This is a genomic window from Polynucleobacter sp., from assembly GCF_030693775.1.
In the GTDB taxonomy this organism is placed as follows: Bacteria; Pseudomonadota; Gammaproteobacteria; order Burkholderiales; family Burkholderiaceae; genus Polynucleobacter.
The window spans coordinates 506,980-523,889 of the sequence record NZ_JAUXZY010000004.1 but is presented as its reverse complement, the minus strand read 5'-3'; the positions used below and the strand labels follow the sequence as shown (position 1 = coordinate 523,889).

22 protein-coding genes are annotated in these 16,910 nt (G+C 48.6%); 7 read left to right on the top strand and 15 right to left on the bottom strand.

Going from position 1 to position 16,910, the window contains the following annotated elements; all coding sequences use genetic code 11:
* Positions 1-33 precede the first annotated feature (33 nt).
* Positions 34-723 (top strand): 3'-5' exonuclease, encoded by a 690-nt coding sequence (locus Q8M75_RS05450; RefSeq protein WP_305487090.1) that lies wholly within the window; start codon positions 34-36, stop codon positions 721-723.
* A gap of 42 nt (positions 724-765) precedes the next feature.
* Here the strand turns inward: Q8M75_RS05450 and htpX are convergent, their stop codons facing one another.
* The 9 genes from htpX to Q8M75_RS05405 form a co-directional block, all read right to left on the bottom strand.
* Positions 766-1,650: a protease HtpX gene (gene htpX, locus Q8M75_RS05445; protein ID WP_305487087.1), complete on the bottom strand. Its 885-nt coding sequence runs from the start codon at positions 1,648-1,650 to the stop codon at positions 766-768.
* A gap of 95 nt (positions 1,651-1,745) precedes the next feature.
* A complete protein-coding gene (locus Q8M75_RS05440) occupies positions 1,746-2,534 on the bottom strand; it encodes an ATP-binding cassette domain-containing protein (protein ID WP_305487085.1) in 789 nt (262 codons plus the stop codon).
* A complete protein-coding gene (locus tag Q8M75_RS05435; protein ID WP_305487082.1) occupies positions 2,534-3,568 on the bottom strand; it encodes an iron ABC transporter permease in 1,035 nt (344 codons plus the stop codon). Before Q8M75_RS05435 ends, Q8M75_RS05440 begins: the two co-directional genes overlap by 1 nt.
* Before the next feature lie 29 nt (positions 3,569-3,597).
* On the bottom strand, positions 3,598-4,488 hold the full coding sequence (locus Q8M75_RS05430; protein ID WP_305487079.1) for a hemin ABC transporter substrate-binding protein: 891 nt from the start codon (positions 4,486-4,488) through the stop codon (positions 3,598-3,600).
* A 1-nt stretch (position 4,489) separates the two neighbouring features.
* Positions 4,490-5,572: a hemin-degrading factor gene (locus Q8M75_RS05425; protein ID WP_305487076.1), complete on the bottom strand. Its 1,083-nt coding sequence runs from the start codon at positions 5,570-5,572 to the stop codon at positions 4,490-4,492.
* 9 nt (positions 5,573-5,581) lie between these two features.
* The gene (locus Q8M75_RS05420) at positions 5,582-7,792 is read right to left on the bottom strand and encodes a TonB-dependent hemoglobin/transferrin/lactoferrin family receptor (RefSeq protein ID WP_305487075.1); all 2,211 of its coding nucleotides are present in this window, start codon (positions 7,790-7,792) and stop codon (positions 5,582-5,584) included.
* Positions 7,793-7,968: 176 nt separating this feature from the next.
* Entirely contained in the window at positions 7,969-8,568 is a 600-nt protein-coding gene (locus Q8M75_RS05415; RefSeq protein ID WP_305487072.1) for an energy transducer TonB, read from the bottom strand.
* A gap of 10 nt (positions 8,569-8,578) precedes the next feature.
* Complete coding sequence (gene hemP / locus Q8M75_RS05410; RefSeq protein ID WP_305487069.1) at positions 8,579-8,758, bottom strand: hemin uptake protein HemP; 180 nt, start codon at positions 8,756-8,758, stop codon at positions 8,579-8,581.
* Positions 8,759-9,010: 252 nt separating this feature from the next.
* Positions 9,011-10,060 carry an extracellular solute-binding protein gene (locus tag Q8M75_RS05405; RefSeq protein ID WP_371131752.1) on the bottom strand — a complete coding sequence of 350 codons (1,050 nt, stop codon included), beginning with the start codon at positions 10,058-10,060 and terminating at the stop codon, positions 9,011-9,013.
* A gap of 88 nt (positions 10,061-10,148) precedes the next feature.
* Here Q8M75_RS05405 and Q8M75_RS05400 point away from each other — a divergent pair, with 88 nt between their 5' ends.
* The 3 genes from Q8M75_RS05400 to Q8M75_RS05390 all read left to right on the top strand — a co-directional run bounded on the left by Q8M75_RS05400 (position 10,149) and on the right by Q8M75_RS05390 (position 11,001).
* Positions 10,149-10,295: a hypothetical protein gene (locus Q8M75_RS05400; RefSeq protein WP_305487066.1), complete on the top strand. Its 147-nt coding sequence runs from the start codon at positions 10,149-10,151 to the stop codon at positions 10,293-10,295.
* Between the two features lie 83 nt (positions 10,296-10,378).
* Entirely contained in the window at positions 10,379-10,693 is a 315-nt protein-coding gene (locus Q8M75_RS05395; RefSeq protein WP_305487063.1) for a hypothetical protein, read from the top strand.
* Entirely contained in the window at positions 10,693-11,001 is a 309-nt protein-coding gene (locus tag Q8M75_RS05390) for a GNAT family N-acetyltransferase (protein WP_305487060.1), read from the top strand. Before Q8M75_RS05395 ends, Q8M75_RS05390 begins: the two co-directional genes overlap by 1 nt.
* On the opposite strand, the gene Q8M75_RS05385 is transcribed toward Q8M75_RS05390, so the two are convergent.
* Genes Q8M75_RS05385 through Q8M75_RS05375 form a run of 3 tightly spaced genes read right to left on the bottom strand, consistent with a single transcriptional unit; the run spans position 10,970 to position 13,388 of the window.
* A complete protein-coding gene (locus Q8M75_RS05385; RefSeq protein WP_305487057.1) occupies positions 10,970-12,163 on the bottom strand; it encodes a class I SAM-dependent methyltransferase in 1,194 nt (397 codons plus the stop codon). The two genes, Q8M75_RS05390 and Q8M75_RS05385, sit on opposite strands and share 32 nt — an antisense overlap.
* On the bottom strand, positions 12,156-12,806 hold the full coding sequence (locus Q8M75_RS05380) for a DsbA family oxidoreductase (protein ID WP_305487055.1): 651 nt from the start codon (positions 12,804-12,806) through the stop codon (positions 12,156-12,158). Before Q8M75_RS05380 ends, Q8M75_RS05385 begins: the two co-directional genes overlap by 8 nt.
* Positions 12,807-12,824: 18 nt before the next feature.
* Positions 12,825-13,388: a carboxymuconolactone decarboxylase family protein gene (locus tag Q8M75_RS05375; RefSeq protein ID WP_305487052.1), complete on the bottom strand. Its 564-nt coding sequence runs from the start codon at positions 13,386-13,388 to the stop codon at positions 12,825-12,827.
* A gap of 99 nt (positions 13,389-13,487) precedes the next feature.
* On the opposite strand from Q8M75_RS05375, the gene Q8M75_RS05370 reads away from it, so the two are divergent.
* The gene (locus Q8M75_RS05370; protein WP_305487051.1) at positions 13,488-14,252 is read left to right on the top strand and encodes a sulfurtransferase; all 765 of its coding nucleotides are present in this window, start codon (positions 13,488-13,490) and stop codon (positions 14,250-14,252) included.
* A gap of 13 nt (positions 14,253-14,265) precedes the next feature.
* On the opposite strand, the gene Q8M75_RS05365 is transcribed toward Q8M75_RS05370, so the two are convergent.
* Positions 14,266-14,568, bottom strand: coding sequence for an antibiotic biosynthesis monooxygenase (locus Q8M75_RS05365; protein WP_305487048.1), 303 nt, complete (start codon positions 14,566-14,568; stop codon positions 14,266-14,268).
* A 77-nt stretch (positions 14,569-14,645) separates the two neighbouring features.
* On the opposite strand from Q8M75_RS05365, the gene Q8M75_RS05360 reads away from it, so the two are divergent.
* Together Q8M75_RS05360 and Q8M75_RS05355 are read left to right on the top strand one after the other, a co-directional pair.
* A complete protein-coding gene (locus Q8M75_RS05360; protein WP_305487047.1) occupies positions 14,646-15,218 on the top strand; it encodes a chromate transporter in 573 nt (190 codons plus the stop codon).
* Positions 15,215-15,733 (top strand): chromate transporter, encoded by a 519-nt coding sequence (locus tag Q8M75_RS05355; protein ID WP_305487044.1) that lies wholly within the window; start codon positions 15,215-15,217, stop codon positions 15,731-15,733. The genes Q8M75_RS05360 and Q8M75_RS05355 overlap by 4 nt, the downstream gene beginning before the upstream one ends.
* Positions 15,734-15,735: 2 nt before the next feature.
* Here Q8M75_RS05355 and crcB read toward each other — a convergent pair whose 3' ends face one another.
* Positions 15,736-16,113, bottom strand: a complete 378-nt coding sequence (gene crcB, locus Q8M75_RS05350; RefSeq protein ID WP_305487042.1) for a fluoride efflux transporter CrcB — start codon at positions 16,111-16,113, stop codon at positions 15,736-15,738.
* Positions 16,114-16,126: 13 nt separating this feature from the next.
* On the bottom strand, positions 16,127-16,906 hold the full coding sequence (gene ygiD, locus Q8M75_RS05345; protein ID WP_305487040.1) for a 4,5-DOPA dioxygenase extradiol: 780 nt from the start codon (positions 16,904-16,906) through the stop codon (positions 16,127-16,129).
* Between the last annotated feature and the right edge of the window lie 4 nt (positions 16,907-16,910).

Below are 16,910 nucleotides of genomic sequence, written 5' to 3'. Positions count from 1 at the left end.
AAATTGAAATGAATTGTATGTAATAAATTAACCATGGCGTCCTACAAGGATTACAAAAAGATTCCAAAAAAAGATGGTGAAAAAAGTAAAATCCTCAGTAATAATCGGAAACTATTTATGGACATCAATAAAAAATACTTGGCCTTGGATTTGGAACTAAACAATGCGGAAGATAACTCGATTTCAAAACCAAAAATAATTCAAGTAGGAATTGCGATTGGTAATTTTAATGATTACCAAAATGACAATCTTCTATCTCAAAAGTGGTACCTCAACCCAGAGGAGCCAATATTTGAGTTCATCACTAATCTCACGGGCATCACGGATGATGATATTGTGAGCAATGCTGTACCTCATGCTCAGGTTGCATTTGAAATAGGTACATTAATCAAAAGTCAGGAATGCTTTGTTAATCCAGTCGTTTGGGGAGGCGGTGACAGCACTGAACTTAAGTCTGAGTTTAAAGACCGCTCTATTTCATTTCCCTTTTTTGGTAGGCGATGGATCGACGTCAAAACGTGGTTTTTGTTGAATGCCTTAGCAAATGGCAAGAACCCTAATATTGGACTATCTTCTGCACTTACGGCCTGTAGGCTGAAATTTAAAGGCATTCCACACAGAGCGGATGATGATGCCCTGAATACGCTGAGGCTCTTTTTTGAGTTGCTAAACCGTCAATACAAAATGCATCAACTCCTTACCAGTGCAAAGCAAATAATTTAAGCATTGCAAATAAGGATTATTGATGCATCGAAATTCTCAAATCTAAGCGCTATTTCTCAATGCTGCGATGCGCTCCTCTAATGGAGGATGACTCATAAACAAACGCTTCAATCCATCGGCCATGCCACCCGAGATACCAAATGCCTCTAACTGCTCTGGCAAATGGGGTTGATTGACTGACTTTTGCAAACGCTCTAAGGCAGCAATCATCTTGTGCTTGCCCTCTAAATAGGCAGCTCCTGCATCAGCGCGGTACTCGCGTTGACGACTAAACCACATCACAATCGCGCTCGCCAAAATACCAAGGACGAGTTGGGCAATGATTGTCGTCACCCAATACGCTGGCCCATGGCCCCGCTCCGTCTTGAAGACAGTACGGTCAATGATGTGGCCAATCACCCTCGACAAGAAGAATACAAAGGTATTTACCACGCCCTGAATCAATGCCAAGGTCACCATATCGCCGTTGGCAACGTGACTGACTTCGTGCGCCAAGACTGCCTCTGCTTCATCACGGGTCATGCCGTAGAGCAGGCCGGTGCTCACTGCAACGAGAGAGTCATTGCGAAACATCCCCGTTGCAAATGCATTGATATCAGGCGCATCGTAAATGGCGACCTCCGGCATACCAATACCAGCCGCAGTGGCTTGACGCTCGACCGTGCTGAGCAGCCAACGCTCTTGGTCATTGCGTGGTTCTTGTATGACATAGGCGCCCACGGAGTGCTTGGCCATCGATTTGGACATGGCGAGGGAAATAAATGAGCCCGTCATACCCACCACCGCAGACAGCATCAAGAGTGACATCAGATCAATGTGCACCCCATTCTGATCTAGGATTTGACCCAGCCCAAATACACTGATGACGATCGAAATCACCAGCATGATGGCGATGTTGGTCAGCAAAAATAAAAAGATCCGTTTCATATTCATAACTCCTTAAGGCGAGGCACAAGCCAGCTCGATAAGCAATACGCTATCAGGAAACCCCTCGTTTTGCTGGGCTTATATTTATCGGTATTTTATAGGGTATTGAGCCCTAGACTTGCCCTCGGAAAAACCAATGGAGGCGAGCCATCACGCTCAATTACATCCAACTGAATCCGGTACAAATCAGCCAGAACTGAAATTGCGCCCATGCCCGAGGCGTGATCGCCGACCAGGCAACCTTCTTTTACTAAGATCAGTCGGTCAAAGTGGTGCATGGCCTGATTGATGTCGTGCAAGATCGCCACAATGGCGTGATTACGCGCATCGGCATACCGCTTCATGCTTTCCAAAAGCTCGATTTGCAGTCCGGGATCCAAGGAGGCCAAAGGCTCATCCACCAAGATCAGGCTATTCTGCTCATCCCATAATTGCGCAAATACTCTGGCAAGATGAATGCGCGCCTTTTCACCCCCAGATAGGGTATCAAAACTCCGATGAAGTAAATGCTCGCAGGAGCTGAGGCGCGCCGCATACTGAATAATGGCATCGCGCTTTAAATCACCCTCAATTGCGATTCTTCCCAAACCAATGACTAAGTGAGCCATTAAGCCAAATGCGACCTCACTCGATTGAGGCACTACTGCCCGGGCCCTACTCAGCGCGCGCAAAGACCATGTTTCTATTGGTATGCCTTTGAGCGCATATGATCCAGATTGGGGTCGCAGTTCACCGGATATCAATTTCAGTAGTGTCGTTTTTCCGGCTCCACTAGGACCCAGTATGGCTATTCGTTCACCCGGGGCAATACCGACTGAAAAGGGTCCAAATGCATTTTCACCAAGCGTGACCTGCAAAGCGTGAAGGCGGCATAAGGTGCTCATTAGGCCAGTTGACGGCGCGACGAGCGCAATAGTAGGATGAAAAATGGCGCCCCTAAAAAAGCAGTAAAAATTCCCACGGGAACTTCTGCTGGGATTGCGATTGTGCGCGCACATGTATCCGCTAGCAATAACAAAATACCGCCCAGCAGCATTGAGGCCGGAACTACCACCCTCTGATCGCCTCCGAGCCAAGCACGGGCAAAGTTGGGCGCAATTAATCCAATAAAGCCAATCATCCCGCACCACGCAACTGCAAAACCAGAGAGTAAAGCCACCCAAAAAATGATTTCCATCCGAATGAGGCCAATTTCAATACCGACATGGGCTGCGACCGATTCCCCAAGGGAAAAGACATTCATTACTGGAATCAGTGAGCGCAAACGCCACCAAGCGAACGCAAAGAGTACGGTAATCGCAAGCACCAAGAACCAATTCGAACCAGAAAGCGAGCCCATAGTCCAGAAGGTCAAATTGCGTAACTGCTCATCCGTTGCTAGATAGGTACATAAACCAATAACGGCGGCAGCAAGCGCATTTAAAGCGATGCCGGTTAAAAGCAGGCCCGCAATGGATCCGGGTGTAATCCAGCGCGCAATGCGATCCAAAGCAAAACACACCAGGATCGCTCCGGAAAATGCCAATGCAGGTATCGTCCAAAATCGCCACTGCGGCACGAGCGGGATATTTAAATCATTTAAGAGAACAATGCCCAAAGCAACGGCGCACGCTGCGCCAGCAGAGACGCCTAATAATCCAGGATCAGCAAGCGAATTCCGAAATAGCCCCTGAGTCAAGGCGCCCGAGAGCCCCAGAGCAGCTCCAATCAAAAGTGCAAACACCACGCGAGGTAAGCGCAACTGCCATAAAACATAGCTGCTTCCCGATTGGATATCCCCACCCTGATTGATCAGCGAGGTCCAATCATCCAAACTAATCGGGACTGCGCCCCACTGCGAAGTAAAGAGTAGCAAGGCGATAAGAAGTAAACCAGCAAATGCACTGATAAAAATGGCATTGGCTCTTAGCGCAGTCAAACTGGAAACCATCCTGTGCAGACTATGATTTAGGCCATGGCCTGCTGCAAAAGCAGATTGAGCTCAGCAACCGCCAATGGCATACGTGGCCCAAATCCCAATAGATACATTGCTTCAAGGGAAACCACTTTCTGCTCTTTACCGGCTCGTGTTTGCTTTATTCCTGGTAGGCGCAGCACTCCACTAATCCCGCCAATGGCTTTCATGCCCTGATCCGTCAGCAACAAGACATCGGGATTGGCGGCAATGACCGCTTCAGGAGTGAGTGGCTTAAATCCACCGAATCCCGAAATAGCATTGCGGGCACCTGCATACGCAATCATTGCAGCTGCACTGGTTTTTTCACCGCCTACCATCAGCTGATTTGGATTTTGCGACAGAATAAATAAAACGCGTGCGCTGTTGAGTATTGAATTTGCAATACGCTCTTGGGTATTCTTCCACTCCAAAAGCAATCGACTTACAAGCGCTTGGGCAGCATCCGTTTTATGCACCAGCCTGCCGATGATACGCACCCGATCAATGACATCGATCAATTGATGACCTGATGGCAAGATAGACAAGGGAATCCCTGCATCGATCATTTGCTTTAAGACGATTGGCGGTCCCGCTTCTGCAGTCGCAACTAATTGAGTAGGACGCAGCGCCAAAATGCCCTCAGCAGAAAGACCGCGGGCATAACCAACATTGGGTAAGCGGGTAGCTGCTGTAGGGTAAATCGAGGTTGTATCCACTCCTACTAATTCAGCATCTGCCTTCAGTAAATAAATGATTTCGGTTAATGCCCCGCCGATACTAATCAAGCGCATCGCACCAGAAGACACAACAGGACGTTCTTGAGCAAAAGTATCTAAACCAAGGCCCATCCATCCCGCTACCGATGCAGATGTAAGTAAGATATTCCGGCGACCATAATTCATCTCAAGCCTCTACCGCCGTTGAACGTGCAAGCAAGTCGTCCGCTAAAGCGCGCCAGGTGCCTAACTCAGGCTTACCCGGTTTTCGCTCTCCAAAGAACATGGCAATTGCTTCGCCGTCGTTATTAAACAACTCCACCGAGGTCACGATGCCGTCTATGGTTGGTTTACGTACAAGCCAAGCCTGGGCCACGGAATCCATTTGCAAATGGAGATTAAAGCGAGGATCCATGACATTAATCCAGGATCCAGTCAACATCACCTTATGAATTGGCCCACTGTGAATCTGCAGCATGCCGTGATTGCCTACAAACACCATCAGCGGAGTGGCGGTACTTGCTGCAGTCTCCAATAAGTCTTTTATGCAAGTCACCGGCAGCGCCTGTACAAAAGCAGGTTCGGCAAGACGCAATCCTTGCGTCCTTGTAACTTTAAACTGCCTTAGTAAAACAAAAAAGTCGTGGGTATCCCGCATCGCACGCCAAGCCTGATGCCATGCCCTCACATCAATCTCCTGATCAGGTAATTCAGCAGCAGGTTTGCCCGGCTCAGTTACCAGTATTTCTGGCGCCTGATCATGACTCTGAAATTGCACTAGCAGTGCATCGTAGTTCGCTACACAACTTTGCGCTCTCAAATGAATCTTATGAATGGCCACGCCTGCTCTGTCAAAGAATTGCAAGCTTCGCTGTAAACCATCTTTGGTCATTTCGCGAACCACAAATCCATATTCCCAGGCGTGATAGAAAAGACGTAAGTCAATCTCGCCCACCATAAGCCCAACAGGTCCCTCCTGCGAAGCGTTTTTGTAAATGCCGACTTTTTCATGCACACAAGAATCATTGCGGGTCAGCGCCATGACCTCGCCCAAGGACTCAATGGATGCCATGATCTCGCTCCATTTTGGAAGCAGCCGAACCGCTTGCATTTCGCCGATAGCCAAAGGAGGGGTATCGATACCCAGAAACGCAGCAATCAATTCACCCTCGGATATCTCCAGTCGCTTTGCTATATCCCGATGGCGCATTTGCTCATTTACACGAAAAGTCCCGAAGGATTGGCGGATAGAGTAAATCGATTGAGTCATGTTTTCTCCTTAGAAGTCGTAGCGCAGTGAAATTTGCGCATTGCGTGGAGCTGCAGTGGCAGCTTGCTGAGCAGCTGCAGCGTTATACATTGGTGAGCTGACTGTGGTGACGGATCCCTGTACCCCTGCCCAGTTCCAATAGGTACTATTAAATGCATTGTTTAGATTGAAATTCAGGGTTACTTGTTTGATGGGTTTCCAGTACGCTGTCAAATTGAGGATGGTCGATGCGGGAGTCAAAAACTGATTCGCCGTTCCGCCCGTATTGGAATTAAAATTAACTCTATTTGCTGCCTTGCCTTGATTCCAAATGAGATTGGCAAATGCACCCCATTGGATTGCGTCATACCGCATTCCCAAAACGGCGCGCAGCGGCTGTATCGTATTTAAGGGCGCAGTAACTCCATCTTGCGTCTGCTGGCCATTGCTGTATGTCATGGCTGCATTGGCTTGCCAGCGCTCAGCAAATGCCCAATCAGTCCTGACATCCCAGCCTCGGATCGATACGCTATTCAAGTTTTGATATTGCAAAATGGCAGGGCGAATGGGACTTAACAAGGATCCCTGCGTTGTCACTTGAGCAATAAATTGATCGTAATGATTGGCATACGCTGACGCCTGATATCGCCAAGCACCTACCCTGCCCCGAGAGCCGAGTTCGATGCCATTACCGGTCTGGGGCTTTAAATTCGGATTGGCAATAACACGGTAGTTCGAACCAGGGCCCGCATTCGCATGGGTTGCCAAGGCCTGATCTGGGGTGGGCGCGCCAAATGCCCTGCCCCAATTGATAAATGGCCTCAATGCAGTCACCCAATTCCATACCGCTCCAAGCGCAGGTGAAACCGAAGAACCACTATTGGAACTGGTTAATCCTGTTTGCGGCTGGATTGAGTAACTGTCATAGCGAATGGCCGGTATCAGCGTCAGATCACCAAAGGCCATCTCGCTTTGAAGGAATGCGCCGCCTAAGTCATATTTTGATGATGGGGCAGGTGTAATTGATGTCCCATTCCCGGCCGCATTAATTTGGCTCGATATGTCCGCAGAGCTCCAATCCAGGCCATACGTGAGGCGTTGATTCAGGATGGCGGTGGTGTTGCTTTCGAAGCTTGTGTTGAGTCCTTTGGTATTTTGACTATAGGTATTCGTCCTTGACCGCCAAGCATAGGGCCTACCACCTCCTACTGCCGATTCTTGATACGATTTTTGGGCTACCGATGCATCTTGCAGGTAAATCATGACCTTCGCCGCCTGAATCACCTCATTTGCAGAATCCCGATAGTGATATTCGCCGGATATCCGATCTCGGGATGTCGTATCGGATGCCGTTGATGTGGCTACAGCCCTTGATAGATCCGATAGATTATTGACATTTTGTGTAAGGTTTTGCGATTCATAGGTAATTCCTACACTGCTTGCAGAGTTAATGCGTAGCAGCGCTTTTGACAGTACATACCAATTACGATAATCAGCCGGATTTGGTGCAGTTCTAGCAATGCCCGTCGCGTAGTTGGATCCTTGATTTTCAAGCTGATGGCCGGATTGAATATTACCAAGCACCATGCCCTGTATATCCTGCGTCTTACCAGCATAAGCAAAGGTCGTATTTGATGAGTTATCCACGCTGGAGTAGCCGGTTCGCGCAAATCCTCCTTTATCTGCACCCTTTTGAATAAAGTCGCTTGGGTTAAAGGTTTGAAATTGGACAATGCCGGCAAGGCCATCACTGCCATATTGGGTTGATGATGGTCCGCGGACGACTTCTATTTTTCGAAAGCCGTCCACATCCAAAAAATTCCCTCGGCCTGCAGATAGACTGCCAAATGAAAATTGATTGGGTACGCGAATGCCATCGACCAGCAGTAGTACATTGTTGCCCTGAAGGCCCCGGATATTAATACTTTCTTGACCGCCCCGACCCTGTGAACCGATGGCTAGACTAAATCGCCCCGTTTGCTGAGGCACAGTAATGTCCGGCGAGTCTTTAAATACATCGCCTACGTTTCGAGCACCTAACTCCTGAATTTCCTCGGACGTCGTAACAGTAACAATTCGCGGCACATTGTCGGTTTTTCGTTCGGAACGCGTGGCAGATACAGTGACTTCTTTTAGATCGTTACTATCGAGTGCACTGCCTTGCTGTTGATTGACTATTTCTGCATGGTCGTCTGATGCAATTTGTGCCTTTGCAGCCATTGATACAACCGTTATTGGCATTAGCAATGCCAATGCGCCTCTCTTTATCCCGCTTTTCATATATATCCCCCAGTTAGTTGAAACACTAGCTAGCGGCGGCGGGCTGTGGCATTGATGCAGTGGATGATTTACTGCGTTAGTTAAACGTAATGATAATCATTATTATTAAAGTAGTCAACTATTCCCACATCTCTGAGTTAAGCAAACAGTGCCAAAAGAGTAGATGAAGATAAAAAGAAGCGGATAGGCAGGCGATAGCACATTGGAATTGATTTACCACTTTCTTGCGCAGGTCGAAAACTCCAATTGCGAACCGTGTTGAGAGCGGAACGATCTAAAGCCGGATGGCCAGAGCTTTGAGCTAAATCCAGTCGCTCTACTTTGCCATGGTCACTAATACAGGCATACAGCATCACTGCCCCCTGCTCTCCGTTCTCTCGACTGGCAATGGGATAAGGTGGTTTCGGATTACGCAGCTCCAATAGATCGGCTGACGGTGGAATAATTAGCGCCGACATTAACTCGCCTGTATTACCTTGCATCGAGGTGGATAGCGCATCATTGCGAGCCGATGAATGATCCTCTGCTCGCAGCAACTTCGGAAGGGTGTGCTCAGCCATGGACTGACTAACTACTCTATTTACAGGGGCGCTCGATTTCGATTCGATCATTTGAATTGATACCACTGACTGAGCGCCGTAATCCAGCGACTGAAATCCAAACTGAGCCATTGCAGTTAACAAGACTGCATGTAGCACCAACACAACTAAAAATAGTTTCCATGGGATGAGTTGCATCGAAACATCCTTACTTGGTTAGTATCAACTTACCAAGCTGGGTAATCCTCAAGGTGTAACAAACGCCAAAGTGGTTAATGATGACCGAATTACTAGCCCCAAACAAATCTAAACTGGAGTAGGTTTTGGCTACACCATTTTCTGAAAAATGACCGAGTTCAATATTTGATTTAGGATAGTTTTTATTCATTGAAAAAGTCTCAGTAAGTTACCTTCGATTGATTTTGGCTTAGCCATGAACTGATCTAGGCGAATCAGGTTCGATGATCGGTTGCCACCCAAAACGAGAGAAGAACAATGCTTATAACGAGGGCATGAAACGAGAGAGCCCTCTCGGTCGATTAAGCGCCTACAAAACCCATGCCACCGATTAGAATGGCTAGATGGGCTAGCAAGAGTATCCATGCAAAGTATGCGCGACTCATGCTACCCCCTTTATTTTTTACTTGTAACCAACCCGATCTAGAATTTTCTGAGCTGCTATTTGATTTAAACCAATCGATGCCACCGATACCTTCTCCGCCTGATAAGGACCAAGCTCTTTGAGCGCTGGATTATCTACGCGAACAGCAGCAACAACGGGCCATTCATTGTTTCCATCCGCAAAATACGTTTGCGCAGAATCGCTGGCTAAATACTCTAGAAATTGGATTGCAGCTGCGGGGTGAGGAGCATTTTTAGCTACGCCGCCGCCCGAGATATTGATGTGTACTCCGCCCGCATTCTGATTAGGCCAAACAAACCCAACCTTAGATACCACAGCGATGTCTTCCGGCTTTGTAGAGCGCATTAATCTCGCTAAGTAATAGGAATTCGTTAAAGCAACGCCGCACTCACCCGATGCCACTGCCTTGATCTGATCGGTATCGCCACCCTTAGGGCTACGCGCCATATTGGCCACCATCCCAGCTGCCCAAGCCTCAGTTGCCTTTTCGCCATTACGCTCAATCAAGGCGCCCAGCAAGGAGAGCATATAGGGATGGGAACCTGAACGCGTACATACCTTGCCCTTATTCATCGGTTCAGCTAGTTTTTCATAGGTGTTCACATCGGCAGGTTTAACGGTATTTTTGTTGTAGACCACAATCCGCGCACGGGTTGAAAAGCCAAACCATGTGGTTCCATCTGCATCCGCTTTCGCACGTAGATTTGCTGGAATGCGATCGTTCAGATATTTTGATTGGATGGGCTTGAAAAACCCATTAACCTGAGCACGCCATAATCGAGCGGCATCCACCAAGAGGATGACGTCTGCAGGGCTTTTGCTGCCCTCGCTGTTTAAGCGCTCGATCAGTGCATTGTCATCTGCCTCAATGCGATTAATTTTGATCCCGGTCGATTTGGTGAAGTTTGAATACAGCGCCTCGTCCGTTTGATAGTGACGGGCAGAATACAAATTCAATACTTTCTCATTGCTGGATTGGGCATTTGCAAGCGCTGAAAATCCAAGCAGCAGGCCTATGTTCAAGGCAATCCATTTGCTTCTCATCATGATTCACTCCTGTGGAAAGACGATTTTTTACTTGACTCCACTATATCATAATAAGAATGATTATCAATAAGATTTAAAAAAGCCCTGCATGAATACCGAAAATGCATTGATTGCCTTAACGTATCTCCTCAAATACCAAGAAATTACCTGCAATCTGGCGTGGGGGGCTCAAGCCGGAAAAGGTTTCTGGAATATGGCGCTTTTTTGGAGGCAATTCAATACCCTATGCCAGTAGGCCAATTGGGCATAAACCAAATATTCAAACCCAGTCATTGCGACGATAATAGAACTCTTTACCCAATTACTCCGAGGGTGTTTATGCAAGTGTATGTAATTAATCCGACCTTAAAAACGGTTTCAGCAGTGGAGATTTCAGGCTCAATCGATGATGTTCGAGGACTCATTGGTTTTGCATCAATTGACTCCGATGAAATTGATAACAATGGTGACAGACTCTTTTTTGATGAGGAGTGCTTTATCCGTCAACAAGATGGGGTAGGTCGCTTCAAGGTCGATAACTTAGCACCAGTGGCTGGGATTGGCGTGATTGCCAATAGCCGCGATGAAGCGAAAAGCATTCAAGCCCCCGAGGTGTCTTTACAGGACTTAACGAAGCGTATTACCTTCATCTAATGCCAATACCTAATCCTGCTGACTACCAGATCGAAATCGCAGATGGGATTGTGTTGATCAAAAATCAAAATACCACGATCGGCTACAGCCGATTTACAAGTACCGGCGATGTGGAGTACATCTACGTCAACCCCATGTACCGTCGTCAAGGCTATGGCACCCTCTTGCTCGATGAAATTCGCCGCACTACCGGTCAGATTGGTGCGGTCCACACGCCGATATCACCCCTGGGAACAGCATTCTTCAGGAGCTTAGATATTGCCCTGCCCGACCCAGCTATACCGCAGCCAGACGCCAAAGCGACGTGACTTCAGCCTTTCTAGCTTGATGCAAGGGGTCGCTGACATCGCTCACTTTGGGATGATTTGGCCTGGCATCTCTTTTTTCAATCACCGCTAAGCCGGCCGCTGCAATCCAAGACAATAATTCGTCGCGTGAGCGCAATTGCAAATGCTCCGCCAAGTCAGACAGAATGAGCCAGCCCTCACCCTCTGGTAGCAGATGTTCTTTTAACTGGGACAAAAACCCTTTGAGCATCATACTGTCAGGGTCGTATATAGCCCGCTCGATTGGGGAGCTGGGTCTAGCTGGTAGCCAGGGCGGATTACAGACAATCAAGGCGGCCTTTTCTGGAGGAAAGAGATCGGCATTCAGAATCGCAACCTGCTGCACAAGGCCTAATTGCTGGATGTTTGCGCTAGCGCAGTTGAGGGCCCTGGGATCTTGATCGGTGCCGATAATTCTCTGGATACCCCGCTGCGCGAGTACTGCAGCCAAAACGCCTGTTCCTGTGCCAATATCAAAGGCCAATGATTTATTTTTTAATGCGGGCGGGAGTGGCGCCATTGCCGCCAGCTGAACGTATTCGCCGCGTATGGGCGAAAAGACGCCGTAATGGGGAAATAGGCGCTGTGCGCCCTCCTTAAGTGATGGAATCACCACCCCTTTTTTGCGCCACTCATGGGCACTAATGACGCCAAGTAATTCGCGTAAGGAGATTACGTAATCGTCCGTCACATTTCCAAATACCTCAAGGCACGCCTTAGTTACTTCCGGCGCCCGTCGCAGCGGAATAGTGTGATCAGCCAATATGGAAATCAAAATCGCATCCAGAATTCTGGCGCGCTGCGCCTGGGCTTGCCGGTGCTGATTAAATATCGCTTTGGGCTCCATCGCATTGACTGTATCTGGATTCAGCTTGGCTTGGCTCGCTGCTTTTTTTCGATTACGCTTGACGGGTCGCTCAGCCCGCCTTGCAAGTGCCTGCAATAATTGTTTAGCATTTTGATAATCACCACGCCATAAAAAAGCACTACCTTCGGAAGCAAGGCGATATGCCGTATCAGCCGTTAGTGTGTCATCTGCAATCACTACTTTTTTGGGAGGTGGCAATCCTTTTTCTGACTGCCATCGCACATCACGAACGGCATCTTCTTCTGTCCAGCGCATGCGATTGTCACTGTCAATCATTGCTGGCCTGTAGTAAAGCGGCCTTGAACTGCTCTACCGGCTGCGCGCCCTGAATCAGGAGGCGGTCATTCAAAATCACGGCTGGTACAGAATGAATTCCGGCATCCAAATAGAATTTCTGCTGCTCACGTACCGCCTCTTTAAATTCATCACTAGCGAGTACCTCTGCAGCGCGCTGGCGATCCAAACCCGCCCTGTCAACGGCATCCAGCACATTTGCATGGTCATCTAAATTAACGGCAAGCGTGAAATACGTCCCCAATAGCTCCCGTTTCAGGCGATGCTGCGCAGCGCTGCCGAGCTCGAGTCCAGCCCAATGCAATAGTCGGTGGCAATCAAAGGTGTTGTAGACCCATTTGCGCCCTTCCGGATGAAAAGGGAAACCCACTTCAGCCGCACGCTTGCGAATCTGCTCTTGGTTTTCACGAACCTGCTTTGGGCCAACGCCATACTTTTCAACCAAATGTTCAATCACATCTTGCCCGCCTAAGGGCATCGCTGGGTTCAACTCAAATGGTTGAAAGTGAATCTCAACCTGAGCCTGATCACCTAACTCTGCGATAGCTTGCTCGAGTGCACCCAAGGCAACAGCACACCAAGGGCATGCAATATCAGATACAAAATCAATCTTGACTGTTTTCATTTTTTTATGTGGCCTTTATTAAGCGGGTGGATGATCTTCTGGGCCTACCTTGAGTGCAATCAAAAAACGGGACACCATGTTGTAGGCGGCGATCACAGTGACTAACTCGACCGCACACGTGTTACCCAAGGCGTCGCGTAAACGCACCATGAGCGCATCATCCACCTGAATGTTTCTGGTCATCTGCAAGGTGAGCTCAGCAGCGTCACACTCCACTGAACTAAAGCAAGCTCTGGGAAATTGCGGCGTGCCCAACAAACGCAATGCCTCGACCTGCTCTTCAGTCCCGCCCGCTTTTCTGAAGGGCGGCGCATGGTGAAAAAATTCATACTCAGCGCCATTTAAAACCGCAACCCCACACATCGCCAACTCCCGCAACTTGGGATCTAAAGCCAAGTTATTCCGAATCTCGCCCACAAAGTGATTCCAGCCCTCTGCAATCGGAATGCTGTGCAGGAGCATGCGATCCAAATTAATAAAGTCTCCGCCGCGGCGTTTCCGGATTGCGGCAACCAAGTCCGCAGGCTCAGCTAAATCAATCGGAATATAGGGAATTGGACGATTTTGAGGGGTTTCAGACATGGTAATAATTTTGTAAAAAGAGGATTGATTAAAAGCAAAGACTATCACCCAAGGGCAGTGTGTTTGATAATAGAGCATGTTATTGATTCCCTACCGCCAATGAATTCGATTCTCAATATTGCCGCATACCAATTTGTTCGCTTGGAGGAGCTCGAGGAACTGCGCCAGCAGATGCTTGATGCCCTGAATGCACGCCAACTGAAAGGTACTATTTTGCTGGCCGGAGAAGGCATTAACTTGTTTTTAGCAGGCACTGAACCCCTGTTGCGGGACTTTCTGGCCTGGCTACGCAGGGATCAGCGATTTGCTGCCATTGAAGTCAAGGAAAGCTGGTCAGACAATCAGCCCTTTAAGAAAGCGCTGGTCAAAATCAAGAATGAAATCATTCGCATGAATCACCCTGCCATTCAACCTGAAACGGGCAGAGCCCACTTCATTACGCCCACCAAACTGGCGGAATGGCTTGATCGCGGCACCGACGACTTAGGACGACCGGTTGTGATGATTGATACCCGCAACCAATTTGAGGTGGAATACGGTACCTTTGAAAATGCCGTGCATTTTAATATTCAAAAGTTCAGTGAATTTCCGGAAGCCATTAAGGCACATCAAGCTGAGTTAGCAGATAAAACCCTGATTAGTTTTTGTACGGGCGGGATCCGCTGTGAAAAATCGGGGCTTTACATGCGCGAGATTGGCATAGAACACAGCTACCAACTGGAAGGCGGCATCCTCAAGTACTTTGAGGATGTGGGCTCAGCACACTACCAGGGCAGTTGCTTTGTCTTTGATGAGCGTGAAGCCCTGGAGCCCACTCTCGAATCGATTGGGATAGAACAATCGATTCGAAAAAAGCAGGCGTAACTAAATCAACTAACTAAGTCGATTTACCAACCAACTCAAAATGCTCCATAAAGGGGGGCTTAGTAAAGTAAGGGCCGACAATCGCACGCCAATCGGTAAAGAGTGAAGACTCCCTAAAATCAACCATGTGGTTTTCAAGCGTGTCCCAATAAATCATGAGTAGGTAACGTGAGGGGGACTCCACACAGTGATTTACCTTGTATCCACGAAAGCCTTTTGATTTGGAAACTACCGTCTCTAAGCCGCGAATAATGGCTTCATTAAATTCCGCCTGCTTACTTGGATCAATTTGAATATCGACGTGCTCTAAAATCATGTTGTTACTCCTTAAGTTGATGCCTCTAAGCACAGTATAGTAATCCACCACCTATCCACAAATCCTTAAATACTCCTTTGCCAGCCCCCAATCCAATCGATCCAAGCCCGATCAAGCTCAGTACGAGTGAACTCTTTATTGGGTTTACCAAGATTAGCCTATCGGGCTTTGGCGGCGTATTGCCTTGGGCGCGGCGCACGATTGTGGAACAAAAGCAATGGATCACTGCCGCCGAATTCAATGCCATTTTAGGAATCTGCCAGCTCGTTCCTGGGCCCAATATTGTCAATCTTGCCGTGTGCGTTGGCTCCCGCTTTGGCGGTGCAAAAGGAGCGCTTGCAGCGGTCATGGGCCTCATGCTGGCACCAATTGGTGTGGTCTTGCTGTTAGCCATGCTCTACGACCACTTCAGTTACCTAGAGTCGGTTCAGGGCATGCTCCGCGGCATATCTGCAGTCGGTGTTGGCTTAATTGCTGCCACCGGTTTTAAGATGTTGCGTGAAGAATTACGCTACCCTCGGATGTTGCTGGTGATTGTTGTTACTCTCTTTATTGCCACCTGGCTTCGCCTACCACTCGGGTGGGTCGTCTTCATTGCTTCGCCGCTCGCCCTATTCATTGCTTGGCATAAAACAAAGGGGATCACGTGATCCTGCTGAGTTTGTTTCTCACCTTATCTGCTTTCTCATTGATTGCCTTTGGCGGAGTCAATGCCTTATTGCCAACGCTCTTTGCGATTGCGGTCGAACAACAACGTTGGATTGATGCTGACACGTTTGCCCATTATTTTGCGATTGCCCAAGCAGCGCCTGGACCGAATTTAATGACCGTAACGCTGATTGGGTGGCACGTGAATGGCGTAGTAGGCGCGCTGATCGCAACGCTGGCGATTTGCTGGCCATCTTCTATTCTGATCTTTTGGTTACAGCGCTTAATTAGCGCTATGCGGCACGAGCGGGCTAGGCAAACCATCCAATTTGCAGCAGCAGCACTTGCAGTTGGACTCATTCTTGCCTCGGCCTGGCAGATTGCTCTGCAGATTAATACCAATTGGGTTGCGTATGCCTTAACACTCGGTGCAGCATTCATTGCTACCGCCACCCGCTGGCATCCGATGTACCTGATTCTGATTGGTGCTGGTTTGGGATTGCTGGGAGTAATCTAATCTTACTTAAGGGCTTGGTAGGTCATGATCCCAAGGGAGGTTAGTACAAGCGAGCCAATCACGTGCAATAAAGCAGTTCCCACTGCCCAGGTGTATTCCCCACGCTGCATCATCTCAAGCACTTCTGCTGAGAAGCTCGAGAAGGTCGTTAGGCCACCTAAAAAACCAGTAATAATAAATAAACGCCACTCAGGGCCGATGGCGGTATTGTTGCCAAAAAAAGCAACCGCAATCCCAACCAAATAGCCGCCAAACAAATTAGCAAACAAGGTGCCCAGAGGAAAGCTCGATGCCATCCCCGCGCCCAAGACATTAAAGCCAGCACGCAACAGCGCACCGAAGCCCGCTCCACAAAAAATCGCAACTAGTGATGTACCCATTCCTGGATTGTAGTTAATGAACGAGGAAGGACAGCATGCTGATTGAACCCATTTCAATACCATTGGTGATTACTTCGACCTGCTCGCCACTGCCTTGCAGTGCTAAGGGGTACAAAGCAGGCCAATAGTGCTCTGGGGTTGGAATGGATAGCCGAGCCGCATCCCCCGCCCTTTGCCAGTCAAGTAAGGGAGGATGTTGATTAGCCAAAATCTGACTGGTAAAAAACCGATTGAACTCATCTGCCCACCCGAGTGGCACCGCATCCGTATCCCAATCGATTAAGCGTAAGTTATGAACAATGTTTCCGCTGCCCAGAATAAGGATGTTGTCATCACGCAGGGGTGCTAATTGTTTGGCCAGCCTGTAGTGTTCCTCGGCGCTCAGAGACCCATCTAGGCTAAGCTGTACTACCGGCACATCGGCATTGGGATACAGATAGCGCAATACCGACCATGCCCCATGATCGATTCCCCATTCGTGCTCTTCTAAAACTACCGCCTGGTTTAACAAGGACTGAACACGCTGCGCGAGGGATGGACTGCCTGGCGCGGGATATTGAATTTGAAATAGCGCCTCGGGAAAACCGCCAAAATCATGAATGGTTTTGGGCTGAGGCATTGCGGTTAGCCAAACACCCCGCGTCAGCCAATGGGCTGAGATCACGAGAATGGCATCGGGTTTATGGAGACGTTTACCCAAAGCCGCCCATGCATCTGTATGGCGGTTCGGCTCTAAAGCGTACATCGGGCTGCCATGCCCAATAAAAACTGCGGGCTGGCGGTGTTTGCTCATTTCC

Bases quoted from the DNA above. Each gene is read 5' to 3' on its own strand.
- Q8M75_RS05450 (WP_305487090.1), top strand. From the start codon at position 34: ATGGCGTCCTACAAGGATTACAAAAAGATTCCAAAAAAAGATGGTGAA.
- htpX (WP_305487087.1), bottom strand. From the start codon at position 1,650: ATGAAACGGATCTTTTTATTTTTGCTGACCAACATCGCCATCATGCTG.
- Q8M75_RS05440 (WP_305487085.1), bottom strand. From the start codon at position 2,534: ATGAGCACCTTATGCCGCCTTCACGCTTTGCAGGTCACGCTTGGTGAA.
- Q8M75_RS05430 (WP_305487079.1), bottom strand. From the start codon at position 4,488: ATGAATTATGGTCGCCGGAATATCTTACTTACATCTGCATCGGTAGCG.
- Q8M75_RS05425 (WP_305487076.1), bottom strand. From the start codon at position 5,572: ATGACTCAATCGATTTACTCTATCCGCCAATCCTTCGGGACTTTTCGT.
- Q8M75_RS05420 (WP_305487075.1), bottom strand. From the start codon at position 7,792: ATGCCAATAACGGTTGTATCAATGGCTGCAAAGGCACAAATTGCATCA.
- Q8M75_RS05415 (WP_305487072.1), bottom strand. From the start codon at position 8,568: ATGCAACTCATCCCATGGAAACTATTTTTAGTTGTGTTGGTGCTACAT.
- hemP (WP_305487069.1), bottom strand. From the start codon at position 8,758: ATGAATAAAAACTATCCTAAATCAAATATTGAACTCGGTCATTTTTCA.
- Q8M75_RS05405 (WP_371131752.1), bottom strand. From the start codon at position 10,060: ATGATGAGAAGCAAATGGATTGCCTTGAACATAGGCCTGCTGCTTGGA.
- Q8M75_RS05400 (WP_305487066.1), top strand. From the start codon at position 10,149: ATGAATACCGAAAATGCATTGATTGCCTTAACGTATCTCCTCAAATAC.
- Q8M75_RS05395 (WP_305487063.1), top strand. From the start codon at position 10,379: ATGCAAGTGTATGTAATTAATCCGACCTTAAAAACGGTTTCAGCAGTG.
- Q8M75_RS05390 (WP_305487060.1), top strand. From the start codon at position 10,693: ATGCCAATACCTAATCCTGCTGACTACCAGATCGAAATCGCAGATGGG.
- Q8M75_RS05385 (WP_305487057.1), bottom strand. From the start codon at position 12,163: ATGATTGACAGTGACAATCGCATGCGCTGGACAGAAGAAGATGCCGTT.
- Q8M75_RS05380 (WP_305487055.1), bottom strand. From the start codon at position 12,806: ATGAAAACAGTCAAGATTGATTTTGTATCTGATATTGCATGCCCTTGG.
- Q8M75_RS05375 (WP_305487052.1), bottom strand. From the start codon at position 13,388: ATGTCTGAAACCCCTCAAAATCGTCCAATTCCCTATATTCCGATTGAT.
- Q8M75_RS05370 (WP_305487051.1), top strand. From the start codon at position 13,488: ATGAATTCGATTCTCAATATTGCCGCATACCAATTTGTTCGCTTGGAG.
- Q8M75_RS05365 (WP_305487048.1), bottom strand. From the start codon at position 14,568: ATGATTTTAGAGCACGTCGATATTCAAATTGATCCAAGTAAGCAGGCG.
- crcB (WP_305487042.1), bottom strand. From the start codon at position 16,113: ATGGGTACATCACTAGTTGCGATTTTTTGTGGAGCGGGCTTCGGTGCG.
- ygiD (WP_305487040.1), bottom strand. From the start codon at position 16,906: ATGAGCAAACACCGCCAGCCCGCAGTTTTTATTGGGCATGGCAGCCCG.